The sequence below is a fragment of the Bradyrhizobium sp. CCBAU 53351 genome (assembly GCF_015291745.1).
GTDB lineage: Bacteria > Pseudomonadota > Alphaproteobacteria > Rhizobiales > Xanthobacteraceae > Bradyrhizobium.
This window is the reverse complement of the sequence record NZ_CP030059.1, coordinates 4,176,532-4,201,948: the sequence shown is the minus strand read 5'-3', so window position 1 is coordinate 4,201,948 and position 25,417 is coordinate 4,176,532. Positions and strand designations below refer to the sequence as shown.

Below are 25,417 nucleotides of genomic sequence, written 5' to 3'. Positions count from 1 at the left end.
ACAAAAGTTCCTAAGCTCAACGAGCGACTGAGCTTTTCTTGGAGATGGGTCCAAAAGTGTACACAAGCGGGCGGCGCTGGGGGCCGGAGGAACGAATGTCGGCAGGTCAGCTTTCTCGTCCACAGGCATCCCTCAAGCGATCGTAACGGCGCGCGCATCGCGCTCCGCCCAAGGCATGCCAATGCGAGCATGCGGCGCGAAAGGCGAACAGATTGATTCAAAGACTGGGATTAGCAGGGCATGCCCGGCGCCGCGGCGCTGAGATCGTCGATCATGGGGTCAGCTTCAACCTGTGGGCACCGACGGCCCGATCGGTGGAGTTGCTGGAGACCGGCCGGCCGCCGCAGCGGATGTCACGCGACGACGATGGCTGGTATCAGATGCTCAGTCCAACCGCGCATGCCGGCACGCGCTATCAGTTCAGGATCAACGAGGACCTGATCGTGCCGGACCCTGCCTCGTTCTTTCAGCCGGATGACGTCGGCGCGCCGAGCGAGGTGGTCGATATTGCGGCGCTTCGGGATCCTGTCCCTTACCCGGGCCGTCCCTGGGCGGAAGCCGTCATCTACGAGCTGCACGTCGGCACCTTCAGCGAGGAGGGGACCTATGCCGGCGTCGAGAAGCGGCTCCCGTATCTGCGCGATCTCGGCATCACCGCCATCGAGCTGATGCCGATCAACGATGTCCCCGGCCGGCACAATTGGGGCTATGACGGCGTGCTGCTGAACGCGCCCAACGCGCGCTACGGCAGGCCGCAGGATCTCAAGCGGCTGTTGCGGGCCGCACACGCCCTCGACATCATGGTCTATCTCGACGTGGTCTATAACCACTTCGGCCCGCAGCTGAATTACCTGCACGCTTACGCGGAGAACTTCTTCAACAACCGTCACACGACCGGCTGGGGGCCTGCCGTCAATTTGGAGGGATCCGACGGCGCCTTCGTGCGCGAGTTCTTGATTGAGAATGCGCTGATGTGGCTGGGTGACTACGGCTTCGACGGCCTGCGCTTCGATGCCGTCCACGCCTTGAAAGACCATTCCGAGCGGCATTTCCTCATCGAGCTTGCCGAGATCATCCGGCACGAATTGCCCGGCCGGCGCGTGCATCTGATGCTGGAGAATGAGGCCAATCAGGCGCACCTGCTAGAGCGCAAAGACGGACGGCCGAGATATTTCGATGCGCAATGGGGCGACGATTTCCATAATGCGCTTCACGTCCTGCTGACGGGAGAAGACGAGGGGTATTACCGCGCGTTCGCGGACAAGCCGCTCGAACACCTTGCGCGATCGCTCACGGAAGGCTTTGCGTACCAGGGCGAGGTCTTTGCACTGCATGATGCGCCACGCGGCGAGCCGAGTGCCCATCTGCCGCCGGAAGCCACGATCTTCTTCGCGCAAAACCACGATCAGATCGGCAACCGCGCCTTGGGTGAGCGATTGTCGACATTGGTCAGCCCGGAAAAGCTGGAGCAGGCGATGGCGCTGGTCCTGCTCAATCCGCACATTCCCATGCTGTTCATGGGTGAGGAAGCGGCTGTCGAAACGCCGTTCCTGTTCTTTGCAGACTGGACCGGAGAAGCGGCCGAACTGACGCGGGAAGGGCGCCGCAAGGAGTTTTCGCACTTCAAGGCCTTCTCGACACCTGAAATGCGCGCCAGGATTCCGGACCCGTGCGACGAGAGCACCTTTCAGGCCTCGAAACTCGACTGGGCCAGCATGGATCATTCTCCCGGCTGCGTGCGCTTTCGGGCCTTGACGACGCAGTTGTTGACGATCCGGCGCGAAAAGATCCTGCCGCTGATCGAACAAGGCTTCGTCTCGGCGCAGCGTGAGCTGCTTGGCGATGATCCTCGCCGGGGCGGCGTGGACGTGCGCTGGCGGACCGAGAAAGGGGACACTTTGCAGATCGTCGCGAACTTTGCCGACCATCGGCTCTCAACGCCGGAATTGGTCGCAGGCGAATGCCTCTGGCGGAGCGGGCCCTCGGACGAGCAAGCGCTCCTGCCCGGCAACATCATCGTACGATTGGGCCATGCCTAAACCATTGATTCGACTAGAGCCGGCTACTGTGCATGGGGTTGTTTTCGCGTTTTTTGCCCATGCACTGCGCTGCTGACAGCATGTTGGCAGCAGGGGCAGGCTACGACCAGCTCCTGACAAAGCGGGGAGCGGATCATGCCGATCGAGGCAAGCTGTCATTGTGGTGAGACGGTGTTCGAGGTGACGGAGGCGCCCTCGAACGTGACGCGCTGCACGTGTTCGCTCTGTGCCAAGCGCGGGGCGTTGTGGGCCTATTACACGCCGGCGCAGTTTCGCCTGCTGTCACCGCCGGACAATGTCGCGACCTATCTGTGGGGCAGCCGCACGGTCAAACACCATTTCTGCGCGAGTTGCGGTTGCGGCACCTATTCGGAGTCGCCGGACTGGTCGACCGGCAAGCCCGATTTCGACAATCCCAAGGTCGCAGTGAACGCGCGTCTGTTTGACGATTTCGATCTCGACGCTGTGCCTGTGAACATGATCGACGGCAGGAATCTGTGGTGAACCAATCTGTGGTGAATCGCGGCGCATGTCCTCCGCGCGTTCGTGCTCTTGAGGCCGTTTTGAAAAGCTGATTTGGTTTCGGCCCTGGAAAAATAGGGAGGAAGCCATGATGCGTCTTTTTGCGCGAGTGATGCTCGCAATGTGTCTGGCCGTTGCAGTCGGCCTCAATGCACAGGCGCAGACCAAGCCGAAGGTCACCTCGCTCGGGCCGGACTTCCCAAAGGCCGTGCTGTTCGTCGGCAACAGCTTCTTCTACTACAACAACGGCATGCCCGGGCATCTCACCTTCATGGAGCGGGCTGCCGATCCCGCCAACAAGATGGCCTATCGCAACACCATGGCCACGATCGGCGGCTCCGGCCTCGACTGGCACGACATGGACAATCTGCTGCGGCCGGGCGGCCTCGGCGCCTATTCCTTCGACGAGCAGAACAACGTCATCTTCAACAAGCCGGGCCGGCAATACGACGCCGTCGTGATGATGGATTGCAGCCAGTGCCCGATCCATCCGCAATTGAAGGACGCCTTCGTGACGTTCGCGAAGAAGGACAGCGACATCGTTCGCGCCCACGGCATGCGGCCGGTGTTTTTTATGTCCTGGGCCTATGCGGACAAGCCTGAGATGACGGAGCAACTGGCCGAAGCCTATACGACCGCCGGCAATGCCAACGACGCGCTGGTCATTCCCGCGGGTCTTGCCTTCGCGCGCGTGCGTAAGTTGCAGCCGGAGCTCAATCTCTACGCGCCGGACAAGCGGCATCCGAGTCCGGCGGGCACGTATCTTGCGGCCTGCGTGACATTCGCTGCGGTGACGGGACGCTCGCCGGTCGGAAATTCGTACGTGATGGGGCTGGATGCGCCGACGGTCGAGCTGCTGCAAAAGGCGGCGTGGGACACGGTGCAGGACTATTACGGGCGGTGATCAACGACGCGATCTTGTAGGGTGGATTAGCGCAGCGCAATCCACCAACTTGGTCACGGCGGAAGAGAAGTGGTGGATTACGCCTTCAGCTAATCCACCCTACGGCACCGTCATCGTGGCTCTTTCAACACCACCCATGCCGGCGCGTGATCGCTGGCGCCTTCCTCGCCGCGGACGTCTCTGTCGACGCCGACCTTGACGAGCCGCGGGGTGAGGGCAGGGCTGAGCAGGAGATGATCCAGCCTGAGGCCCGCGTCGCGCGGCCAGCGGTTCCGCTTGTAGTCCCAGAACGTGTAGATGCGTTTGTCCGGATGCTGCTCGCGGATCGCATCGCACCAGCCCTGCGAGACGAGCGAGGCATAGGCCGCGCGGCTCTTCGGCTGGACCAGCGCATCCTTGTCCCATGAGCGCGTCGGATAGATGTCGATCTCCGTTGGCGCGACGTTGTAATCGCCGGCGAGCACGACGGGCAGATCCTGCTTGATGAAACTGCAGGCGTGGCGCCTGAGGCGCGCGAACCAGTCGAGCTTGTAGTCGAATTTCGGTCCCGGCTGCGGATTGCCGTTGGGCAGATAGATGCTGGTGACGATGATGCCGCGCACGGCGGCCTCGATGTAGCGGGCTTCGTGATCGTTGGGTCTTCCAGGCAAACGGTCGCGCGTGAGAATCGGCTCGGCCTTGCGGGCGAGGATGGCGACCCCGTTCCAGGTCTTTTGTCCGTGCCACACCGCGCCGTAACCTGCCTTTTCGATCGCGGTCGCCGGAAATTCGCCATCACTTGCCTTCAATTCCTGAAGGGCGACGACATCGGGCTTTGCCGCACGCAGCCATGCCAGGAGATTGGGCAGGCGGCGGTTGATGTTGTTGATGTTGAATGTCGCGATCTTCATGTAGAGCTACCGGCTCCTGCCTTCCGTCCCGGAGATACAATGTCCAAGTTGAACTTTGCCGCTATCGTCGTCGCTGTCGCGCTCTCCGGGCCCGCGTCGGCACAATCGCCCGACCCGCGCGGCGCGTGCAAGGCAGACTACGACAAATTCTGCGCCGGCATCGCGCCCGGCGGCGGCCGCATCGTCGCCTGCCTCACCGAGAAGCGCGACCAGCTCAGCGCGACCTGCAAGTCGGTGCTGGACAACAGAAAGAAGAAGTAAGTCGACACTCTTGTGTCCCGGACGCGCGTCGCGCGAGCCGGGACCCGGAAGGCGGCACAACATAATTCGGAGAGATGGGCCCCGGCTCTGCAGCGCACCGCTCCCGGACGATGCTTCGCATCGCCTAGACAGCGCTGCGCAGCGTCCGGGGCACGCGAGCGTTGCTCAGCCCGGCACCGGCGGTGGGGCCGTGGGTGGCTCGATCGGCGGCGGGGAGGGCGGCTGAACGGTCGCTTGCGCCGGCTCCGGCCTTGCCAGCGGCTCCTCCACATGGCCGCCCTTGTAGATGCGGGCATAGCGGTGGCCGAGGCTGGTCAGCACCTCATAGCCGATGGTGCCGAAATGATGTGCGAGCTCGTCGACGGTGATGCCCTCGCCGAGCAGCGTCACCATGTGGCCACGCCGCGCCGCATTCGGCGGCAGATCGGTGATGTCGATCGCGATGAGGTCCATTGAAATACGTCCGGCTACCGGGCAGCGTTTGCCGGCGACGATGACTTCGGCGCCGCGGGTGCCGTCATTGGAGCTGGCGGCGCGGAAATAGCCGTCGGCATAACCGACTGCGATGATCGCGAGCTTCGTCGGCCGCCGCGCGGTCCAGGTGCCGCCATAGCCGACGCTCTCGCCGCGCTCGATGGTGCGGGTCTGCACGATGCGCGCCTTGAGGTCGACCACCTGCTGCATCGGATTGTCGGCCTCCGGCGTCGGGTTGACGCCGTAGAGGGCCGCGCCCGGCCGCACCAGGTCGAACTGGAACGGCGCGCCGAGGAAGATGCCGGAGGAATTGGCGAGCGCGGCCGGCACGCCGGAGAATTCGCTGGCGATGCTGCGGAAGGCGGCGAGCTGCCTGGCGTTGACAGGGCTGTTGAGCTGCTCGGCCGAGACCAGATGGCTCATCACCAGCGTGATGCCGTGATCGCCGGCATTGATGCGGGGGATGATGGCCTGCGCCTCCTGGAGCGTCAGCCCGAGCCGGTTCATGCCGGTGTCGATGTGGATGGCGGCGCCGCCGTTCCACCCCGTCCGACGGCAGAACACGTCCCATTCGGCGAGCTCGTTGAGGTCGCCGATCACCGGGCGGCAATTGATCTTGGCGTAGTGCTCGCCGGTGTTCTGGAAATAGCCGCCGAGCACGTAGATCGTGGGCTCCGGGACGGCCGCGCGCACCTTGCGCGCTTCCTCGATAGTGGCGACGAAGAAGGTCTTGCAGCCGGCCTTGCTCAGGGCACGCGCGACCTCGGCAGCGCCGCAGCCATAGGCGTCGGCCTTGATCACCGCCGAGCATTCGGCGGGCACCGCCGTCTTCTCGAGCTTGCGCCAATTGGCGATGACGGCGTCGAGATCGACGGTCAGCACGCCGCCATAGGAGGCGAGCGCGGCGGCCTGATTGGCCTCCGCGGAGAGAAGGCCGGATTGCGGGTTTATTTTCGGGTCGGACGCCATTGTCATGGCGCCGTTTTACGCAAGAGGAAGTTGCTGTTCAAGGAACTCAGTAGTCGTTGCCGCTACGAACCGGCAACTGACTGTCAGGCGCGAGGTCGCCGAACCGCGTGACCGAGGCTTCGAAAGCCAGATCGACGGTGCCGGTCGGGCCGTGGCGCTGCTTGCCGATGATGACTTCGGCCTTGCCGTGCGCAAGGCTCATGTCGAGCTGCCACTTCTCGTGTTCAGGCGTGCCCGGGCGGGGCTCCTTCATCGCGAGGTAATATTCCTCGCGGTAAACGAACAGCACGACGTCGGCGTCCTGCTCGATCGATCCGGATTCACGCAAGTCGGAGAGCTGCGGCCGCTTGTCGTCGCGCGATTCCACCTGACGCGAGAGCTGCGACAGCGCGATCACGGGAACGTTGAGCTCTTTGGCCAGCGCCTTCAGGCTGGTCGTGATCTCCGTGATTTCCTGCACGCGATTGTCGCTCCGCTTGCCGGAGCCCGAGAGCAGCTGGATGTAGTCGATCACGAGCAGGTCGAGGCCCTTCTGGCGCTTCAGCCGGCGCGCCCGCGCCATCAGCTGCGCGATCGAAAGGCCGCCGGTGGCGTCCACGTAGAAGGGCAGCGACTGCAGCTCGATCGAGACCTCTCGGATCTTGTCGAAATCGGCTTCCGAGATGCCGCCGCGGCGGATGTGGGAGGAGGGGACGCCGGTGCGCTCGGCCACGATACGCGTGGCGAGCTGGTCGGCCGACATTTCGCAGGAGAAGAACCCGATCACGCCGCCATTGGCGGCCTTCGTGGTCCCGTCGGCCTGGAGCTCAGGAACGTAGGCTCGTGCGACGTTGTAGGCGATGTTGGTCGCAAGAGAGGTCTTGCCCATGCCGGGACGGCCCGCGACGATGATGAGGTCGGAGTGCTGCAGGCCGCCCATCTTGGTGTCGAGGTCGCGCATGCCCGTCGAGATGCCGGACAGCTTGCCGTCGCGCTGGAACGCCTTGGCCGCGAGATCGACCGCGACCGCCAGTGCCTGCGAGAATTTCTGGAAGCCGCCGTCATAGCGGCCGGATTCGGCGAGCTCGTAGAGCTTGCGCTCGGCGTCCTCGATCTGCGCCCGCGGCTGGAAGTCGACCGGCGCGTCATAGGCGACATTGACCATGTCCTCGCCGATGCCGATCAGGTCGCGCCTGAGCGACAGGTCGTAGACCGTGCGGCCGTAATCCTGGGCGTTGATGATGGTGGTCGCTTCGGCGGCGAGCCGCGCAAGATATTGCCCGATGGTCATGCCGCCGACATCGGTGTCGGCGGGCAGGAACGTCTTCAGCGTGACGGGCGTCGCGATCTTGCCCATTCGGATCAGGCTGCCGGCGGTCTCGAAGATGGTCTGGTGCAGCGGCTCGAAGAAATGCTTCGCCTCCAGGAAGTCGGAGACGCGGTAGAAGGCGTCGTTGTTGACCAGGATCGCGCCCAGAAGGCTCTGTTCCGCCTCGATATTATGCGGAGCGCTCCGATAGGCGGGCGTTCCGGCGTCGGGCGCGAGTTTGAGAACGTTCGAATCAGTCAGGGCCATGGTTGGACGTACTTAGCAATTTTCTTGGGCGGATGCGGGGCCGGGATAAAGCGCCGCCGCAGGTCAAAGCGAAAGCGAAAGCTGACCGCTATCAACCGCTCAGTGAAAATGGTGGATGATTAGCAGTCGCAGCACGCGCCGCGCTTGACGGATTTTTGCGGAACCTGCTCCAGCGCTGGAAACGGCCGCGACCGTGCCATGGAAAAATCCGGAAACCATGAACTTTATGGGTTTGCGCGCAGACGTATCAAGAAGCGTGCGAAAATGGGCGCTCGGCGAACCGCTTTCGGCGCGGCTTCAGACCAGCAGGAGGTAGACCAGCGCAACCAGAGCCGCCCCGACGCCGGTAACGATCAGGGCGTAATCGGTGCGGAGGTCGTCCTGCACGTCAAACGAGGTTTGGGTCTCTTTGCTCATGGCGACGGTCTAAGCCAGGCCCGACCAGACTTATGTGAAGTGGATCACATCTCCCCGGATTCTTTCGGGGGTATGACCGGAACAGGCGGACGGGAGGGGAATTGTCTCCCACGGTCCGCCAACAGGGAACGAGGCAAGCGATGCGGCCAGAACGGCAGCACCAGATTTGGCGAAGCGAGGCAGGTAGCCGGCTTTGGCTGTCGGGACTGATTGCGGCCATGGAGCACGCTGAACGCCCCGAAGTGCGTCGCGAGCCCGTGGCACCCGCAATCCTGGTGGAACTGCGGGCCCAGCTGGCGTTAACGGCCCTCGCCCGGTTCTCCCCGCTTTCGACCCTGCGTCACTAGGATCTATTCACTCGCCAGCTGTAGCCTCGGCCTGGCCGCAGCCTCGCGAGCCCGCAGCCGGGTTTCTTCGCGCGGCAAGTAGTCGCGGGTGATCGGCACCACGCCCTGACGGCGCGTGAGCTGGATCTGGAAGTTCATCATGGCCTGCTTGCGGAACGTCATCTCGCAGGCCGCCAGATAAAATTCCCACATCAAGGCGAAGCGCTCGTCGTAGAGTTGCACGGCCTCCTCGCGCCGCGCCATGAAACGTTCCCTCCAGGCTTTGAGCGTTTCCGCGTAGTGCAGGCGCAGGATCTCGATATCGCAGACCAAGAGGCCGGCGCGCTCGATCGCCGGCAGCACTTCCGACAAGGCCGGGATGTAGCCGCCGGGGAAGATGTATTTGGCTATCCAGGGGTTGGTCGAGTCCGGGCCCTGCGAACGGCCGATCGAATGCAGCAGCATGATGCCGTTCTCGCTGAGCAGCTCGGCACAGCGCTGGAAATAGGTGTCGTAGAAATGGGCGCCGACATGCTCGAACATGCCGACCGAAACGATGCGGTCGAACGGACCGTCGATGTCGCGATAGTCCTGGAGCAGGAATCTGGCCGAGCCGGTCAGGCCCTTTTCGGCCGCGCGTGCATTGGCGATCTGCAACTGCTCGGTGGAGAGCGTGATGCCGGTGACGTCGGCGCCGGCGATCTCGGCGAGATAGAGCCCGAGCCCACCCCAGCCGGAGCCGATGTCGAGCACGCGTTGACTCGGCTTGACGAACAGCTTGGCGGCGACGTGCCGCTTCTTGGCGAGCTGCGCGTCGTCGAGGGTCGCGTCCTGCGTCTCGAAATAGGCGCAGCTGTACTGCTTGTCGGCGTCCAGGAAGAGCGAATAGAGCCGGGCGTCGAGATCATAATGATGTGCGACGTTCCGGCGGGAGCGCGAACGCGGATTGAACTGCTTCAGGTGCCGCGTCAGATAGCGCAGATGCCACCAGGGTCTTGCCCAGTGCGGCAAGAGGTCGGGTTGATCGAGCAGGATCGCGAGGGCATCGGCGATGGTGCCGCGTTCGACGACGAACTCGCCGTCCATATAGGCCTCTCCAAGCCCGAGCTCGGGATTGACCAGGACCTTGCGTTCCGCCTCCGCAGTGACGAAGCGCACCGCGACCGGCTCGCCGGCGCCGTCGCCGACGGTGAATTTCGATCCGCTGGAGCCGGTCACCGTCATTGACCCGCGGCGGATGAATTGAGTCAGGAATCTACGCAACAATCGGTCCATCGCCACCTTCCTCTCGAGCGAACCCCAAGAGATGCGACTAGATGCGACTAACCCGGCCTTCACGTCGGACGCTCAGGTCCCGCTCTGGTTCCTATGCGTTTGCATCCAAATCTGGGGACGGCGGGACGGCTGCGCTATTGCGCTGAGTTCACAGCCGATATTCCAAAAGCGCTTAATCACATCCTTGCGCGTGGAGGCTGCTTCCATTCGCGGCTCAATCGGATAAAAGGTGACCCGCCGCCGTGCCGGAGGCCGGCTGCACCTCTCGGAATTCAATGGAGATGATGGGAATGTCGAGCCGAGCGCTCAGCCTCGCGACGGTACTGCTTCTGATGGGCTTCGGCGCGGCCGATACCGTTTTTGCGCAGGCGACCAACCTCGAGGCCGGCAAAAGCCCGTCCCAGATTTTCTCGCAGACCTGCACTGCGTGCCACAAGAGCCCGCGCGGACTTCTGAAGTCCGTCGCGCCGGGTTCGCTGCCGGGCTTCCTGCGCCAGCACTACACCACGAGCTCGGACATGGCGGGCATTCTCGCCTCCTATCTCGTCTCCAACGGTGCCACCGACACCCGCTACCAGGCCAAGGACGGCAAGAAGGACGGCGCCAAGGAAAAGGACGCGAGCACCAATCCCGAGCATCAGGGCCGCCGTCCGCGTGCCCAAGACGCCAAGCCGGAGGGCGAGGCCGCTGCTCCCGCCGCGGAAGGGGCGCGCCAGAAGCGTGCCGCGCGTCCGGCCGAGGAAGGCGCGAAGCCCGAGGGCCAGGCTGCGCCCGAAGGACGCAAGGGCAAGCGCCGCGCCAAGCCCGGGCATGAGGAAGCCCCGAAGGTCGATGCCGCCGCGCCGGCCACCGAAGAAAAGAAGAGCGAGCCCAAGACGGAGACTGCCAAGCCTGAGATCGTCAAGCCTGAGATCGTCAAGCCTGAGATCGTCAAGCCTGAGACCAAGCCCGACGAGAAACCGGCTGAGTCCAAGCCTGACAGCGCCAAGGTCGAACCCCGCGGCAATGAGACGCCGGCGCTGCGGTCCGATCCGGTCCCTCCGGTCACGCCCGCCGCGAAGCCGGCCGAGCCCACCAAACCGGCGGAAGAGGCGGCTCCCAAGCCTGCCGCGCCGGCTGCCAGCTCTGAACCGGCGGCCAAGCCGCAGGAGCCGGCACCGCCCGCGACCGCTGCAGCTCCGCCTGCAGCGCCGGCCGAATCTTCCGGCCCCCCGACGCCGCCGATCTCGCGCTAAGCCAGCCCGTTTTTGATCGACCTGCGGAGGCCGCATTCGTCGCGGCCTCCCCATTGTATTGACCGGCGCTAGAGTAGTGCTCTAGAGTAATGCTCTAGGAGGCTCCGATGACGGCGAGCGTGCGGGACGATTTGTTGGCAGCGGGTCTCGTCGTGTTCGACCGCGTCGGCTTTGAAGCCGCGACGGTCGCCGCGATCCGCAGCAAAGCGCGGGCCTCCAATGGCAGCTTCTTTCACGCCTTCGGCTCGAAGAAGGAGCTTGCCGGTGCGCTGTTCCTGGAGGTCTTGCGGCACTATCACGCCGCGGTGCTGGCCGCGCTCGATCCCGTGCCCGGTGCGGAACAGGGCATCGATCGGCTGATCCGGGCCCATCTCGACTGGGTGGTGACCAGCCGGCGCGAGGCGCGCTATCTCTTCGAGATTTCGCGCAGCGAGTGGGGCGAGGACATCCGCGACGCCCAGCGCGCGCAGAATGGGCGCCTCGCCGAAGGCATCGAGCGCTGGCGCGCGCCGCTGATTGCAAGCGGTGAGCTCTTGCCGATGACGCCGGCGATGTTCGTCAGCCAGCTCATCGGTCCGGCGCAGATTTTCTGCCGCGCCTTTCTGTCGGGACGCGACCGCGCCGATCCGCGCGCCGAGGCCGACACGCTGATCGCCTGCGCCATCCGCGCGCTGCGGCCATACGATCGCATCAACAAGCAATAAGGAGAGACTGCATGCGCGAAGCGGATCCGGAATTTGCGCCGATTGCCAAGCACATCCATGCCAATGTCGGCCGCCAGGGCTTCATGAACCTGGTCGGCGCCGAGCTCTCGGAGTTGACGCGCGGCACCTGCACGATTGCCGTGGATCGCCGGCCGGAGCTGCTGCAGCAGCACGGCTTCTTCCACGGGGGCGTCACCGCCTTCCTGGTCGACAACGCCACGACGATCGCAGCCGCCACCTCGCGCGGCCAGCCGGCGCTCACGGCGGAATACAAGCTCAATCTGCTCTCGCCCGCGGTCGGCGAGAAGCTGATCTGCCGGGCCCGCGTGATCAAGCCGGGCCGTCAGGTCTCGGTGGTTGCCGCCGACGTGTTCTGCGTCAGCGACGGTGTCGAGAAGCACACGGCAACGGCGCTGGCCTCGATCGCGATGTTGAGCGAGGACGTCGCTGCGAAAACGAAAAGCCCGGCCGCCTGAGGCAGCCGGGCTTCGCGGTCTCGCGCGAATGCGAGGCTTACTTCTCTTCCGCGGCCGGCGCCGGCTCGACGTCGGGCTCGGCTTCCGGATCGAAGAACTCGCCGGCGGCGGCGATCGCCTCGGCGGCCGCGTCGCGGTCCTCGTTGCGGGTCGAGATGTCCTCGCCACGGTTGATGCGCTCGGCCTCGTCCTGGCTGCGCGCGACGGTCACGGTGATCTCGACCTCGACCTCGGGGTGAACTGCGACGATGACCGTGTGCTTGCCGATGGTCTTGATCGGCGCGTCGAGCTGCACCTGCGGACGGTCGAGGTGGACGCCGTCGGCCTCGAACGCCATGACGATGTCGCGCACCGTGACCGAGCCGAACAGCTGGCCGGCTTCCGAGGCCTGACGGATCACGATGATGTTCTTGTCCTTGATCTTCTCGGCGACCTTGGACGCCTCGCCCTTGGCCTGCAGGTTGCGGGCCTCGAGCTCGGCCTTCATGCCGTCATACTTGGAACGGTTGTCGGCGGTGGCGCGCAGCGCCTTGCCACGCTTGAGCAGGAAATTGCGGGCATAGCCGTCGCGAACCTTCACGACTTCGCCCATCTGGCCGAGCTTGTTGACGCGTTCCAGCAAAATGACTTCCATATTCGTTCTCCTTTTGAAGTGGTTTGTAGGTTTCAGTTCCGGTGGTTGACTTAAGGGGTCGGCAGTGGCGGCGGCTGCCGGCTGCGCAGGAAGCGCTCGCGGAAGCCGAACATGGCGTCCGCAAGGCCGAGGATCACCATCGCGATCACGGGCCATCCGAACACGACCACGACGGCGTAGGTCGAGCCGAGCCAGAACGTGCGGCTCTTCAGCGCCAGCGTCAGCGTATGCAGCACGGCGAAGCCGGTCAGCGCATAGCCCATCATCAGCGCGGCCGCGGCGATCTGGGCGGCGATCGCGAGCAGCCCGCCGGTGAAGCAGAAGGCGAGCGCGATGCAGAGCCCCACCAGCGTCATCGGCGGCAGCTCCGCCGTCTTCATGTCCGGCCACGGGCGCCGCAGCCGGCCCGACGTCGCGGTGATCTTGGCGCTGAGCCAGAGGTTGAGGGTCAGCGTCATCATCGCGATGACAGTGGCCCCGGCCGGCGCGATGCGCACCAGCGCGTCGACGAACTGACCGGCTTCGCCGGAGCTCTGCGGGTCGGTGGCGCGGAGGAGGCGCATCAGGCCGCGCCGCAACGTGCCGAGGATGGTTTCGGCATCGGTCCCGAGCGTGAGCAGGGCGGCCATCGTGGTCAGCGTGGCGAAGCCCGCGAGCCATAGCAGGATGCGGCCGACCGGATACCATTCGAGTTCAGGCGCGGCGGGAGGCTGGGTAGTCGCGTCTGGCGTGACCGGTCCCACAGGACGGCTGAGCAGGACGAGATGGCCGAGCCACCACGCGGGCAGCGCGACGGTGACGGCGAAGGCGATGCAATAGGGCAGGCCGAACAGGGCGCCGAGGCAGACCGCGGCGGCGATGCCGCCAAGGCTCGCGCAAAGCGGTCCCCAGCCGATCGCGGCGACCATCAGCGGCAGCGGGGCGAGATAGAACAGGACGAGCGAGATCAGCGCGCCCGAAATGATCGAGGCGAACATCAGGGCCGACGCTGCGCCGGCGATCAGGCCAATCAGTGCAAAAGCCATCATCAGCTGTCCCGCTCCCTTCGAGCGGTTAGAGGCCACTTGCCCCAACCATCGGCGACCGGACGACCCGGAAGCCTTATGAGTTCGAAAAAGTTGCGACCGGCGGCTCAGGGCCGCCGGCCGAATTGGTCGTGTTAACGAATGACGTAGGGCAGCAGGCCCAGGAACCGCGCGCGCTTGATGGCGCGGGCGAGCTCACGCTGCTTCTTCGCGGACACCGCGGTGATGCGGCTCGGCACGATCTTGCCGCGCTCGGAGACGTAACGCATCAGCAGCTTGGAGTCCTTGTAGTCGATCTTCGGAGCGTTGGCGCCCGTGAACGGGCAGCTCTTGCGACGACGGAAAAACGGACGGCGTGCACCAGCTTCAGCCATTGGTCTTACTCCCCATCCGTCGTGGTGGTTTCAGCGTCTTCGCGCGGACGGCGCGGGCCGCGATCACCGCGGAAGCCACCACCGTCGCGATCGCCACCGCGGAAACCGCCTTCACGGTCGCCACGGAAACCGCCGCCTTCACGATCGCGGAAGCCGCCGCCACGGTCGTCACGCTCGCGGTCGCGATCGGCCTTGCGCATCATCGCGGACGGGCCTTCCTCAAGCTCCTCGACGCGGACGCTGAGATAGCGGATCACGTCTTCGCTGATGCGCTCCTGGCGCTCGATCTCGGCGATCGCCGCGGACGGCGCGTCGATGTTGAGCAGCACGAAGTGCGCCTTGCGGTTCTTGTTCATGCGATAGGTGAGGGAGCGCACGCCCCAATTCTCGGTCTTGGTGACCTTGCCGCCGAGCCCCTCGACGATACCGGTCATCTGCGCAGTCAGCTCTTCGACCTGCTGCGTGCTCGCGTCCTGACGCGCGAGAAAGACATGCTCATAAAGAGCCATGGTGGTCCTTTCCTCATGTTGGCGCATCGCCCGGCGTCAAGCCCTTAAGAGGCCTTCGGAAAGGACTCTGGGATTAAGCTCAGAAGGCGGAAACACGGGACGACGGGCCGACTGGCCCTGCCACACCAAAATCACGAATGATTTGCTGAGACCGTCCGTTCAGCTCCCGGCCGGGGTCTGCGGATGCGCGCCTTATACGGATTTTGACCGGCTTTGCAAGGTTGAGGGCTGGATTTCGGCTCGGATCGCCCAGATGGCCGGCGCCGTCCTCCAATACCAACCCATCTTGATTTCTTTGTTTGTATATCATACAAACAACTCGGCGGAGAGATCCCAATGGCGGAAAAGTCGGTCCATGAAGCGGTTGAGGCGGGCGATCCCAAGCACGCCGCGCGGGCGACGCGCTCCGCCGGCCGCAAGATGCGCTCGCTGCTGCTGGATGCGGCGAGCCCGCTGTTCCGCGAGCGGGGGCTCTCGGGCACGGCGATCGCCGACATCGCGGCTGCCGCCGACGCCTTCCCGAGCCAGATCACCTATTACTTCCGCACCAAGGAGGCGCTGTTCGTCGAATGCGCCTGCCGCGATTTGCTGTATCTGGCGCGCGCGACCGAGCAGGCGGCGCTGCAGGCGCGCACACCGCGGGACTACACGCATGCGCTGGCGCAGACCGTGACGGCAAGCGATTCCGTCGCCTTCTTCGCCGAAGCCCTGACATTGACGCGCCGGCGCCAGGATCTGGCGCCTCTGGTCGAGCGCACGATTGAGCGCCTGCACGGTGAAGGCGCACGCGCCTATGCGAGCCAGGTGGCGCGGCACGGCTGGCGCTCGCTGCGGGCGCCCGACGAAAGCTCGCGGCGTTTCTGGGCCGTCGCCATCGGCGTCATTCTCGAAGGCTACGCGATGGGCCGTTCGCCCGAGGCGCTTTGCGCCGAGATGCTGCGGGTGCTCGGTGAGCAGGCGAAATCCACCGACACGGCGCGCCTGCGCCTCGTCGACGACGCGTCACATTCGAATGAAGAGGGGTAGGCCATGACCGCGCTTCGCATGCGTGCCCGCGATTTCCTGACCGACGACCAGCTCGCCGACGTGCGCCAGCGCGTGACCTGGAAAGGCGTTGCGCTGATCGCGCACGCCTGGGCGCTGATCGTTGGGGCGGTTGCGCTGGTCGCCTGGTGGCCAAATCCCGTCACCTATGTTCTCGCCGTCGCCATCATCGGCTCGCGCCAGCTCGGTCTTGCGATCCTGATGCATGACGGCGCACATGGCTGCCTGTCCGCGGACGAGAAAACCAATCTGACCCTGAGCCAGTGGTTCTGCGCCTATCCGCTGTTCGCGGAGACGCGCAGCTACCGGCGCTACCACCTGCAGCATCATGCGCGCACCCAGCAGGAGGATGATCCCGACCTCGTTCTGTCGGCGCCGTTTCCGATCACGAAGCTGAGCTATCGTCGCAAGTTCATTCGCGACATCACCGGACAGACCGGCTACCAGCAGCGCAAGGCGCAACTGCTCAACGCGCTCGGTGCGAAGGACTGGCCGTGGCGTCAGCGCCTTTCGCATTTCTGGGACAAGCTCGGTCCGCAATGCATCGTCAATGCCGCGATGTTCGCCGCGTGCGTGGCGGCCGGCGTGTGGTGGGCCTATCCGCTGCTCTGGCTGGTGCCGCTGTTGACCTGGATGATGGTCATCACCCGCATTCGCAACATCGCCGAGCACGCCGTCGTCCCCGACAGCCGCGATCCCTTGCGCAACACCCGCACCACGCATGCCAATGTTCTCGAGCGCCTGTTCATCGCGCCGTACTACGTGAACTATCACCTCGAGCATCATCTGCTGTTCTATGTGCCCTGCTACAATCTGCCGAAGGTGCACCGGCTGCTGAGCGCAAGCCGGCATGCGGACCGCATGGAGGTGCAGCCGGGCTATGCCGCCGTGCTGTGGCTGGCGACGGCGAAGCCTGACGGGGACGACCGGCCGGGGCAGCTGGTGAACAGCGCGCGCCGTGCCCAGGCGGGGGCGAAGGTCGATGCCAACCAGACCGCCGGCGGGTTTTGACCGGCGATCCCCAGTTGAATGCCGGGGCGGGTTCCCATCTCGGCTTGACAGTCCGGCCCCGGACAGTGTCTACGGCCCCCTTTGGAGCGTGATCCGGAACCATGGCCGAGGGAGCTATGGCCAGGGAACCAGATATCAAGGCCGCGCGTAATCGGCTGCTGGTTCTTACGAGGGATCGTGCCCGACAAGCAGGGAGCGCCGATGACGGCAGCATTCACATTTCCGGGGCAGGGGTCCCAGGCGGTTGGCATGGGCAAGGCCCTGGCTGACGCCTTTCCGGTGGCGCGCGCCGTGTTCGACGAGGTCGATGCCGCGCTGTCCGAGAAGCTGACGGCGATCATCTGGGATGGTCCGGCCGAAACCCTCCAGCTCACCGAAAACGCCCAGCCGGCGCTGATGGCGGTCTCTGTCGCCACCCTGCGCGTGCTAGAGGCCGAGGCCGGAGTTTCCGTGGGACGAGACGCGGCCTTCGTCGCCGGTCATTCGCTCGGTGAATATTCGGCACTGGCTGCGGCGGGCAGCCTGACGCTTTCCGATACCGCCCGTCTGCTTCGCACCCGCGGTCTCGCAATGCAAAAGGCTGTCCCGGTCGGCGCCGGCGCAATGGCCGCGCTGCTCGGTCTCGACTACGAGGCCGCCATGGAGGTCGCCAATGAGGCGGCCCAGGGGCAGGTCTGCCAGGCCGCCAACGACAATGGCGGCGGGCAGGTGGTCGTCTCGGGCGACAAGGCCGCGGTTGATCGCGCCGTCGAGATCGCCAAGACCAAGGGTGCCAAGCGCGCGATGCTGCTGCCGGTGTCCGCACCGTTCCATTGCAGGCTGATGCAGCCCGCCGCCGACGCCATGGCGGAGGCGCTCTCGAAGGTCACGATCAAGGCGCCGGCCGCCCCGCTGGTGTCCAACGTGCTGGCGAGCGCAATCACCGACCCCGACGAGATCCGCCGCCGCCTGGTCGAGCAGGTCACGGGCACGGTGCGTTGGCGCGAGTCGGTTGCCTATATGGCAGGACAGGGCGTCACCCGCTTCTTCGAGATCGGCGCCGGCAAGGTGCTGACCGGTCTCGTCAAGCGCATCGCAGACGGTGCCGTCGGCGTTGCGGTCGGCGGCCCCAACGACATTGCCGCCGCCAAGGATGCATTGGCCGCCGCGAAGCAGGCTTGAGTTTACGCACGATCATTCCGGAAAACCGCTGCACACTTTTCCGGATCGTGCATTGGAGGAGTTATCGATGTTCGATCTGACTGGCAAAAAGGCGCTCGTCACCGGCGCCACCGGCGGCATCGGCGGCGCGATCGCGCAGGCGCTGCACGCGCAGGGCGCCACCGTCGCGATCTCAGGGACACGCAAGGAAGTGCTGGATGAGCTTGCCGGCAAGCTCGGCGAGCGCACCCACGTGCTGCCCTGCAATCTCTCCAAGGCCGACGAGGTCGAGGCGCTGGTGCCGGCTGCGGAAGCCGCGATGGGCCAGGTCGACATCCTCATCGCCAATGCCGGCATCACGCGCGACAATCTCTTCGTGCAGCTCCGCGACGAGGATTGGGAGGAGGTCATCAACGTCAATCTGACCGCGACCTTCCGCCTCGCGCGCGCCGCGACCAAGCTGATGATGCGCAAGCGCTTCGGCCGCATCATCGCCATCACCTCGGTGGTCGGTGTCACCGGCAATCCCGGACAAGGCAACTACACCGCCTCGAAGGCGGGCCTGATCGGCATGATCAAGACGCTCGGGGCCGAATACGCCAAGCGCGGCGTGACCGCGAACTGCATCGCGCCCGGCTTCATCAAGACGCCGATGACCGACGCGCTCAACGACAAGCAGCGCGAAACGATTCTGACCAAGGTTCCGGCCGCCCGTCTGGGAACGCCCGAGGACATCGCCGCGGCCGCCGTGTACCTGAGTTCGAACGAAGCAGCCTACGTCACCGGCCAGACCATCCACGTCAACGGCGGCATGGCCATGATCTGAAGCCCTCGTTCCGCACCGCCCAGATCGGCGGCGCGGATGTGGCAAACGGCCGTTTCCGGAGCGAAATGAGGCTTGTAGTCAAGGCAATTGAAGTGTGATAACCGGACCTTCAACGGATGGGCAAAGAACGCCATTGCAGGTTTTTGAAACCCTGTATATTGGCGATGCGGAGCCTTGGCCGTCGTTCGCCGGGCCCTGTATCGGTTAGGATGGGGCCAAATCAAGTTCGTAAGCGAAGGCAAGTAACACGACCACGACGGCTCGTATCGTCCCGGGGGGTCGGGTCTACAGGGAACAACACGAGGTTATGCAATGAGTGACATTGGCGAGCGGGTTAAGAAGATCGTGGTCGAACACCTTGGTGTTGAACCCGAGAAGGTTGTCGACGCTGCGAGCTTCATCGACGACCTCGGCGCCGACAGTCTGGACACCGTCGAACTGGTGATGGCGTTCGAAGAGGAATTCGGTTGCGAGATTCCGGACGACGCCGCGGAAACGATTCTCACCGTCGGCGATGCCACGAAGTTTCTCGAGAAGAACGCGAAGAGCTAAGGCTCTTCATTTTCGCGGGGACAACATTGAAACCGGACGGGCCGCTTCGCAGCGGTCAGCCGGTTTCTTGTTATTGGCCGTGAATCTTTCGATGCGGAGTTTTCTGACATGAGGCGGGTTGTCGTCACTGGTCTCGGCATGGTGTCGCCGCTCGGCTGCGGCGTCGAACCGACCTGGAAACGCATCCTCAACGGCGAAAGCGGCGCGCGCCCGATCGAGAGCTTCGATGTCTCCGATCTTCAGACAAAATACGCCTGCACCGTCGTGCGCGGCGACGGCAGCAACGGCACCTTCAATCCCGACAAGTGGATGGAGCCGAAGGACCAGCGCAAGGTCGACGACTTCATCATCTTCGGCATGGCCGCAGCCGGCCAGGCGCTCGACGACGCCAACTGGCATCCCGAGACCGAGGAGGACAAGTGCGCGACCGGCACCATGATCGGTTCCGGCATCGGCGGCCTTAGCGGCATTGCCGAGACCGCGCTGCTCCTGAAGGAACGGGGACCCCGCAAGGTATCGCCGTTCTTCATTCCGGGCCGCCTGATCAATCTCGCCTCCGGATATGTGTCGATCAAGCACGGGCTGAAGGGCCCGAACCATTCGGTGGTCACGGCCTGCTCGACCGGCGCGCATGCGGTCGGCGATGCCGCCCGCCTGATCGCGCTGGGGGATGCCGACGTGATGGTCGCAGGCGGCGCCGAGTCGCCGATCAGCCGCATCGGTATCGCCGGCTTCAACGCCGCGCGCGCGCTCTCGACCGGCTTCAATGAGACGCCCGAGAAGGCTTCGCGTCCCTACGACAAGGACCGCGACGGTTTTGTCATGGGCGAGGGCGCCGGCGTCCTCGTGCTGGAAGAGCTCGATCACGCCCGGCGCCGCGGCGCGAAGATCTACGCCGAGGTGATCGGCTACGGTCTGTCGGGTGACGCCTATCACATTACGTCGCCGTCGCCCGATGGCGATGGCGGCTTCCGCAGCATGTCGGCCGCGCTCCGGCGCGCCGGCCTGACGGCATCCGATCTCGACTACATCAACGCGCACGGCACCTCGACACCGCTCGGCGACGAGATCGAGCTCGGTGCCGTCGAGCGCCTGCTCGGCAATGCCGCCTCCAAGGTCGCGATGTCGTCGACCAAATCGTCGACGGGTCATCTGCTCGGCGCGGCCGGTGCGATCGAAGCGATCTTCGCCATTCTCGCGATTCGCGATAATGTCGTGCCGCCGACGATCAACCTCGACAATCCGTCGGTGGAGACCGCAATCGACCTCGTGCCGCACACGGCCAAGAAGCGTGAGGTCAATGTCGCCTTGTCGAACTCGTTTGGTTTTGGCGGTACCAATGCGTCGGTGATCGTCCGGCGTTTGGTCAGTTAGCTTGAGTTTGAGACGAATCCACCGTTTTGCCGTATTCGGCGATAGTCATGGACGTGGGCGTGCATTTGGCGCGGCAGGCGATTGCCGAGCCGCTATTGAACCGGCAGGATTCAGGTTGTTTCGATGAGTGAAAGGCCGCCCATTTCGCCCCGGAGTCCGCGGGCAGCGCTCGAGCCTGAACAGCTCCCACCGCCGCCGAAGCGATCGGACCGTGCGCGCAATCCCTTCGTGGTCGTCGGCAACGCCATCATCACCCTTCTGCTGATCGCCATGCTCGGCGCCGGCGGCGTCTATTATTACGGCCGGCAGGTGCTGGAATCGCCCGGGCCGCTGAAGGACGACAAGATCGTCAACATCCCGCAGCGCGCGGGCAAGCGCGACATCGCCGAGACACTGAACCGGGAAGGCGTGACCGACGTCAATCCCTGGGTGTTCATCGCCAGCGTCGCCGCGCTGAAGGCAAGCTCGGACCTCAAGCCGGGTGAATATGCATTCCAGAAGAACGCTTCGCTCCGCGACGTCATCGCCACCATCGTCGAAGGCAAGGTGGTGCAGCATGCCGTCACCATTCCGGAAGGCCTGACCTCCGAGCAGATCGTGGCGCGCTTGTCCGACAACGACATCTTCACCGGCAGCGTGCGCGAGCTGCCGCGCGAAGGCACGCTGCTGCCGGAGACCTATAAATTCCCGCGCGGCACCCCGCGCGAGCAAGTGGTCCAGCGCATGCAGCAGGCGCACAAACGTGTGCTCGCCGAGATCTGGGAGCGTCGCAATCAGGACATTCCGGTCAAGTCGCCGGAGCAGCTGGTGACGCTGGCCTCGATCGTGGAGAAGGAGACCGGCAAGCCCGACGAGCGCAGCCGCGTCGCCGCGGTGTTCGTCAATCGCCTGAAGCAGCGCATCAAGCTGCAGTCCGATCCGACCATCATCTATGGCCTCGTCGGCGGCAAGGGCACGCTGGGCCGCCCGATCAAGCGCAGCGAGATCACGCAGCCTTCGCCCTACAACACCTATGTCATCGAGGGCCTGCCGCCGGGCCCGATCTCCAACCCCGGCCGCGCCTCGCTGGAGGCCGCCGCCAATCCGGCCCGCACCCGCGACCTCTATTTCGTCGCCGACGGCACCGGCGGGCACGCCTTCACCGAGACCTACGACGCGCACCAGAAGAACGTCGCCAAGCTGCGCGCGATGGAAAAGCAGATCCAGAACGACACGGTCGAGCCGGCCGAGGACGCGGCGCCGCCCGCTGCCGCCGCGCCCGGGACCGTCGATACGCCGACGGCGACCACGCCGGCGCGGCCCAATCAGCAGAAAAAGCCGCCGGCGGCACGCCCCGCAGCTCCGCCGCCGGCGCGGCAGGGCGCGGTGCAATCCTCGCCACCGGTGGTCCAGCGCTAGGCGCGTTGCAGATCTGCCTGCGGACTTTGCGGATTCCACTTTCCTGCAAAATAGTCTTAAGATTCGCGTGGCTTGATGCCCCCGCGAATCCCGCGTTTCTGGAGAAATTGACCTGATGGCGCTGTCGTCCATGACCGGCTTTGCTCGAAGCCACGGCGCAAGCGGGCCGTACACGTTCGAATGGGAATTGAAGTCGGTCAACGCCAAGGGCTTTGATCTCAGGGTGCGGCTGCCGCAGGGCTTCGACGAGCTCGAGGCGCACGCCAAGAAGCGCGCCGGCGAGCTTTTGTCGCGCGGCACAGTCTACGCCAATCTCACCGTCAAGCGCGCCAACGCCGCAGCTTCCGTGCGCGTCAACGAGGACGTGCTCAACGCCGTCCTGAAGGCGGCGGCTGTGATCGCCGGCAAGGTCGACGCGGTGGCCCCGAGCATCGACGGCCTGCTTGCGATCAAGGGGGTCGTCGAGGTTGCCGAGCCCGAGGGCGACGAAGAGGAGGACAAGGCCGCGCGCGCTGCCGCCGCCGAGGCCTTCGACAAGGCGCTCGATGAGCTCGTCGCGATGCGCAAGCGCGAAGGTACTTCGCTGGGGCAGATCCTGACCCAGCGGGTCGACGAGATCGAGCAATTGGCGAAGAAGGCGGAAGGCGCGCCCGGGCGGAAGCCTGAGGCGATCAAGGCACGGCTTGCCGAGCAGATCGCCGCGCTGCTCGACACCTCCGATCGCTTCGACGCCGACCGTCTGATGCAGGAGGCGATCCTGATCGCCACCAAGGCCGACATCCGCGAGGAGCTCGACCGCATCGCATCCCACATCGCGCAGGCGCGTGAGTTGATCGGCAAGGGCGGTCCGGTCGGCCGCAAGCTCGACTTCCTGGCGCAGGAGTTTCACCGCGAGGTCAACACCTGCTGCTCGAAGTCGAACGACATCGAGCTGACCAATACGGGGCTCGCCATGAAGAACGTGGTCGAGCAGTTCCGCGAGCAGGTCCAGAATCTGGAGTGATCGATGACATCAGGCGGTCACGGAACTGACGGTGTCGAACGGCGCGGCTTGATGTTCGTGCTGTCCTCGCCCTCGGGCGCGGGCAAGACGACGCTTTCGCGGATGTTGCTCGAGCGCGAGCCGGGCTTGAAGATGTCGGTATCGGCGACGACGCGGCAGATGCGACCGGGCGAGGTCGAGGGGCGGGACTATTTCTTCGTCAGCAAGCCCAAGTTCGAGACGATGGTGGAGCAGGACGAGCTGCTCGAATGGGCCACCGTCTTCGACAATCTTTACGGGACGCCCCGTGCGCCCGTCGAAGCGGCACTATCGGCCGGGCAGGACGTGCTGTTCGACATCGACTGGCAGGGCACGCAGCAACTGCACCAGAAAGCAAGCATCGACGTCGTTCGCGTCTTCATCCTGCCGCCCTCGGCGGCCGATCTCGAGAAGCGGCTGCATTCGCGCGCGCAGGATTCCGACGAGGTGATCCGCAAGCGCATGAGCCGCGCCAGCCACGAGATGAGCCACTGGGCCGAGTACGACTACATCGTCATCAACCACAATGTTGATGAGGCCTTCGCTGAGGTGCAGTCGATCCTGAAGGCCGAGCGCCTCAAGCGCGAGCGGCGGATTGGTCTCGTTGGTTTCGTGCGAGGTTTGCAAGGGCAGCTTCAGGGCTAGGCTGCGGCAGCCGCGGCCCTTGCTTCGCCAGCCGTTCCAGCATTGCGGTGATCACGTCGACGTCGACGGCCTCCTCGGCCTGCACGTCTTCATCGTGATCGACCGCGTCGCGGGCAGCGGGCTTTTTGTCGTCGGTCTCCTTGGCCGCGAGCCGCGGCGGCGCCGCCTCGATCTCGAACGCACCGTTGAAGATGTCGGCCTTGTCGAGCTCTGCGGCCTCTTTGCGAAGGGAAGCGGATTGGGCCGCGATCCGGCCGATCTCCTTGGTGAAGGCGGCGAGTTGCGCGGTCTGCGGCGGCCGTGCTTCGTCGAAATCGACCGGACGCGGCTGCGTGCGCGGCGTGACGGCTGGCGTCGCACCGACCCAGGGCGCGCGGCTTCCGTCATGATCTTGCGGTGTCCAATCGTCCCAATGCCCGCGACGGTCGGCGGATTGGACGCGGACGCGTCCGCCGGCGAAGCGGTAGATCAGGCTGGCGAGGATTCCCGCGAGTGCCAGCGCGCCGCCGATCACGAGCAACAGCATCTGGACCGAGCCGCCGGGTTTGTCCGTCGTGCCGTCGGTTGCAGCGGGCGGGAGCAGAGCAGGGGATTTTGACGGCTTTGCTTTCGACTGCGCAGCTGCTGCCCCCATGGCATTTGCCGGCTGGGGCTCTGGCGTGGTGGAGGCTGCCGAGACATCGGGCCACGGAGTAGCGACGGGAGCTTGCTGCGCGCTGCCATCAGCAGCCTGGTTCCCCGGTTGTTGTGTCGGCGGCGGGGAGGTCTGTGTGGCCGGCGCAAACGCGTCCGGCGCCTTGGGGGCCGCACGCGGCCCCGCATATTCGGCACGCGCGTCCTGCACGGTCTGCGGCGGCGGTGCTGATAAATCCGGTGGCGCGTCGGCTGCGGCCTCGGCGGTCTGCGCAGCCTTCGCGTTGTCCTTGCCGCCGGCGGCGCGCAAATACCAGCACTGCCGCTTGGTCGCGCGGTCAAGACGATAGTACCAGTGCTGTCCCTGCGGCGCCGCGCCCTTTGGCGAGGCGAGACAGTCGGCGGCCGCGTTGGCCGTGCTCGGTGGGTTCGGCGCGTTCTGCGACATTGCGGCCAGTGGCAAGCCGGCAATGACGCTGCCGACCAGCGCGGATACGAATTTTGCGGTGCGGTTGCCCATCCTGGTCTCCCGGTTACGCATGACGCAACTCTTAACCAGCCCTTTGTCATCAAAGACTTGGGTGGCAATGAGCCGCAAATCCGGAGAGGATGTGGCTTGAATTGGGCCTGCGGGGCGGTTGTTCCGCGGCGAAATCGGGCGTCTTGCGGCTACTGTTTCGCCGAGCTCCAGGTTCCGCCGCAGCCGTCGGAGCGACGCCATGTGCCGGAACCGCTGCGCGAGCCGAGGCGTCCCGATCCGGTGAAGGTCACGCCGTCGCCTTGACCCACCGTGCTCACCGCGCCACTCGGGCTGACGGTGCCGGTGACGCCCTGGCCGATGACCTTACCCGAGGAGACCACGACCGCGCCGGACGTGGTGCCGCCGCAGCCGACGCTGGTGACCACCCAGGCGCCGTCAAAGCCACCGCCGCCACCTCCGCCGCCGCCGCGCCGCGACGACGAGCGCGGCTCTTCAGCCGGCCTGCTCCGGCGCGCCGACGGCGCGGGCTCGGCCGAGCGGTCCGAGGAACGATCCTGGCGCGAGCCGGACAGCGACTTCTCGTCATTGCCGATCGCGCCCCCGGCGCTGCCGGACTGGGCGAAGGCGCAAGGCGGAGCGAGGGTGACGGCGAGGAGGAAAGCGATGGCGATGGGGCGGACGACGGCAATGGGCATGAGCAAGA

Annotated in this window: 26 protein-coding genes; 16 read left to right on the top strand and 10 right to left on the bottom strand. The window is 65.2% G+C overall.

Annotated elements, in window-relative coordinates; all coding sequences use genetic code 11:
* Positions 1 to 212: 212 nt before the first annotated feature.
* From treZ to XH83_RS19845, 3 genes are all read left to right on the top strand, one after another.
* Positions 213 to 2,039 (top strand): malto-oligosyltrehalose trehalohydrolase, encoded by a 1,827-nt coding sequence (gene treZ, locus XH83_RS19855; RefSeq protein ID WP_246776273.1) that lies wholly within the window; start codon positions 213 to 215, stop codon positions 2,037 to 2,039.
* Positions 2,040 to 2,174: 135 nt separating this feature from the next.
* Positions 2,175 to 2,543: a GFA family protein gene (locus tag XH83_RS19850; RefSeq protein WP_194402481.1), complete on the top strand. Its 369-nt coding sequence runs from the start codon at positions 2,175 to 2,177 to the stop codon at positions 2,541 to 2,543.
* A 106-nt stretch (positions 2,544 to 2,649) separates the two neighbouring features.
* Positions 2,650 to 3,465, top strand: a complete 816-nt coding sequence (locus XH83_RS19845; protein WP_194402480.1) for a DUF4886 domain-containing protein — start codon at positions 2,650 to 2,652, stop codon at positions 3,463 to 3,465.
* A 110-nt stretch (positions 3,466 to 3,575) separates the two neighbouring features.
* On the opposite strand, the gene XH83_RS19840 is transcribed toward XH83_RS19845, so the two are convergent.
* Positions 3,576 to 4,355, bottom strand: coding sequence for an exodeoxyribonuclease III (locus XH83_RS19840; RefSeq protein WP_194402479.1), 780 nt, complete (start codon positions 4,353 to 4,355; stop codon positions 3,576 to 3,578).
* A gap of 39 nt (positions 4,356 to 4,394) precedes the next feature.
* On the opposite strand from XH83_RS19840, the gene XH83_RS19835 reads away from it, so the two are divergent.
* Positions 4,395 to 4,616: a cysteine rich repeat-containing protein gene (locus XH83_RS19835; RefSeq protein WP_194402478.1), complete on the top strand. Its 222-nt coding sequence runs from the start codon at positions 4,395 to 4,397 to the stop codon at positions 4,614 to 4,616.
* Positions 4,617 to 4,781: 165 nt separating this feature from the next.
* On the opposite strand, the gene alr is transcribed toward XH83_RS19835, so the two are convergent.
* From alr to XH83_RS19820, 3 genes are all read right to left on the bottom strand, one after another.
* Entirely contained in the window at positions 4,782 to 6,059 is a 1,278-nt protein-coding gene (alr, locus tag XH83_RS19830) for an alanine racemase (protein ID WP_194408329.1), read from the bottom strand.
* Between the two features lie 46 nt (positions 6,060 to 6,105).
* Positions 6,106 to 7,614, bottom strand: coding sequence for a replicative DNA helicase (locus XH83_RS19825; RefSeq protein WP_194402477.1), 1,509 nt, complete (start codon positions 7,612 to 7,614; stop codon positions 6,106 to 6,108).
* Between the two features lie 767 nt (positions 7,615 to 8,381).
* Positions 8,382 to 9,632 (bottom strand): cyclopropane-fatty-acyl-phospholipid synthase family protein, encoded by a 1,251-nt coding sequence (locus tag XH83_RS19820; RefSeq protein WP_194402476.1) that lies wholly within the window; start codon positions 9,630 to 9,632, stop codon positions 8,382 to 8,384.
* A 290-nt stretch (positions 9,633 to 9,922) separates the two neighbouring features.
* On the opposite strand from XH83_RS19820, the gene XH83_RS19815 reads away from it, so the two are divergent.
* From XH83_RS19815 to XH83_RS19805, 3 genes are all read left to right on the top strand, one after another.
* Positions 9,923 to 10,867, top strand: coding sequence for a hypothetical protein (locus XH83_RS19815; protein WP_194402475.1), 945 nt, complete (start codon positions 9,923 to 9,925; stop codon positions 10,865 to 10,867).
* A 107-nt stretch (positions 10,868 to 10,974) separates the two neighbouring features.
* Positions 10,975 to 11,571 (top strand): TetR/AcrR family transcriptional regulator, encoded by a 597-nt coding sequence (locus XH83_RS19810; RefSeq protein WP_194402474.1) that lies wholly within the window; start codon positions 10,975 to 10,977, stop codon positions 11,569 to 11,571.
* A gap of 11 nt (positions 11,572 to 11,582) precedes the next feature.
* On the top strand, positions 11,583 to 12,047 hold the full coding sequence (locus XH83_RS19805; RefSeq protein ID WP_194402473.1) for a PaaI family thioesterase: 465 nt from the start codon (positions 11,583 to 11,585) through the stop codon (positions 12,045 to 12,047).
* A gap of 37 nt (positions 12,048 to 12,084) precedes the next feature.
* Here the strand turns inward: XH83_RS19805 and rplI are convergent, their stop codons facing one another.
* The 4 genes from rplI to rpsF all read right to left on the bottom strand — a co-directional run bounded on the left by rplI (position 12,085) and on the right by rpsF (position 14,589).
* Positions 12,085 to 12,681, bottom strand: a complete 597-nt coding sequence (gene rplI, locus XH83_RS19800) for a 50S ribosomal protein L9 (RefSeq protein ID WP_194402472.1) — start codon at positions 12,679 to 12,681, stop codon at positions 12,085 to 12,087.
* 50 nt (positions 12,682 to 12,731) lie between these two features.
* Positions 12,732 to 13,709: a DUF2232 domain-containing protein gene (locus XH83_RS19795; RefSeq protein ID WP_194402471.1), complete on the bottom strand. Its 978-nt coding sequence runs from the start codon at positions 13,707 to 13,709 to the stop codon at positions 12,732 to 12,734.
* A gap of 131 nt (positions 13,710 to 13,840) precedes the next feature.
* The gene (rpsR, locus tag XH83_RS19790; RefSeq protein WP_007592020.1) at positions 13,841 to 14,080 is read right to left on the bottom strand and encodes a 30S ribosomal protein S18; all 240 of its coding nucleotides are present in this window, start codon (positions 14,078 to 14,080) and stop codon (positions 13,841 to 13,843) included.
* 5 nt (positions 14,081 to 14,085) lie between these two features.
* A complete protein-coding gene (rpsF, locus tag XH83_RS19785) occupies positions 14,086 to 14,589 on the bottom strand; it encodes a 30S ribosomal protein S6 (RefSeq protein WP_008133548.1) in 504 nt (167 codons plus the stop codon).
* Between the two features lie 336 nt (positions 14,590 to 14,925).
* Between rpsF and XH83_RS19780 the strand changes: the two genes are divergently transcribed.
* The 9 genes from XH83_RS19780 to gmk all read left to right on the top strand — a co-directional run bounded on the left by XH83_RS19780 (position 14,926) and on the right by gmk (position 23,600).
* Positions 14,926 to 15,615, top strand: a complete 690-nt coding sequence (locus tag XH83_RS19780) for a TetR/AcrR family transcriptional regulator C-terminal domain-containing protein (protein WP_194402470.1) — start codon at positions 14,926 to 14,928, stop codon at positions 15,613 to 15,615.
* 3 nt (positions 15,616 to 15,618) lie between these two features.
* Complete coding sequence (locus XH83_RS19775) at positions 15,619 to 16,644, top strand: fatty acid desaturase family protein (RefSeq protein WP_194402469.1); 1,026 nt, start codon at positions 15,619 to 15,621, stop codon at positions 16,642 to 16,644.
* A 201-nt stretch (positions 16,645 to 16,845) separates the two neighbouring features.
* Positions 16,846 to 17,805 (top strand): ACP S-malonyltransferase, encoded by a 960-nt coding sequence (fabD, locus tag XH83_RS19770; RefSeq protein ID WP_194402468.1) that lies wholly within the window; start codon positions 16,846 to 16,848, stop codon positions 17,803 to 17,805.
* 67 nt (positions 17,806 to 17,872) lie between these two features.
* Positions 17,873 to 18,610 (top strand): 3-oxoacyl-[acyl-carrier-protein] reductase, encoded by a 738-nt coding sequence (gene fabG / locus XH83_RS19765; RefSeq protein ID WP_027557576.1) that lies wholly within the window; start codon positions 17,873 to 17,875, stop codon positions 18,608 to 18,610.
* 312 nt (positions 18,611 to 18,922) lie between these two features.
* Positions 18,923 to 19,162, top strand: a complete 240-nt coding sequence (locus tag XH83_RS19760; protein ID WP_008130699.1) for an acyl carrier protein — start codon at positions 18,923 to 18,925, stop codon at positions 19,160 to 19,162.
* Between the two features lie 108 nt (positions 19,163 to 19,270).
* On the top strand, positions 19,271 to 20,536 hold the full coding sequence (gene fabF / locus XH83_RS19755) for a beta-ketoacyl-ACP synthase II (protein ID WP_194402467.1): 1,266 nt from the start codon (positions 19,271 to 19,273) through the stop codon (positions 20,534 to 20,536).
* A 123-nt stretch (positions 20,537 to 20,659) separates the two neighbouring features.
* On the top strand, positions 20,660 to 21,934 hold the full coding sequence (gene mltG, locus XH83_RS19750; RefSeq protein WP_194402466.1) for an endolytic transglycosylase MltG: 1,275 nt from the start codon (positions 20,660 to 20,662) through the stop codon (positions 21,932 to 21,934).
* Positions 21,935 to 22,049: 115 nt separating this feature from the next.
* The gene (locus XH83_RS19745; RefSeq protein WP_194402465.1) at positions 22,050 to 22,937 is read left to right on the top strand and encodes a YicC/YloC family endoribonuclease; all 888 of its coding nucleotides are present in this window, start codon (positions 22,050 to 22,052) and stop codon (positions 22,935 to 22,937) included.
* A gap of 3 nt (positions 22,938 to 22,940) precedes the next feature.
* A complete protein-coding gene (gene gmk, locus XH83_RS19740; RefSeq protein WP_194402464.1) occupies positions 22,941 to 23,600 on the top strand; it encodes a guanylate kinase in 660 nt (219 codons plus the stop codon).
* Here the strand turns inward: gmk and XH83_RS19735 are convergent.
* Positions 23,533 to 24,774 (bottom strand): hypothetical protein, encoded by a 1,242-nt coding sequence (locus tag XH83_RS19735; RefSeq protein WP_246776272.1) that lies wholly within the window; start codon positions 24,772 to 24,774, stop codon positions 23,533 to 23,535. The two genes, gmk and XH83_RS19735, sit on opposite strands and share 68 nt — an antisense overlap.
* Positions 24,775 to 24,902: 128 nt before the next feature.
* Complete coding sequence (locus XH83_RS19730; RefSeq protein ID WP_194402463.1) at positions 24,903 to 25,409, bottom strand: hypothetical protein; 507 nt, start codon at positions 25,407 to 25,409, stop codon at positions 24,903 to 24,905.
* Between the last annotated feature and the right edge of the window lie 8 nt (positions 25,410 to 25,417).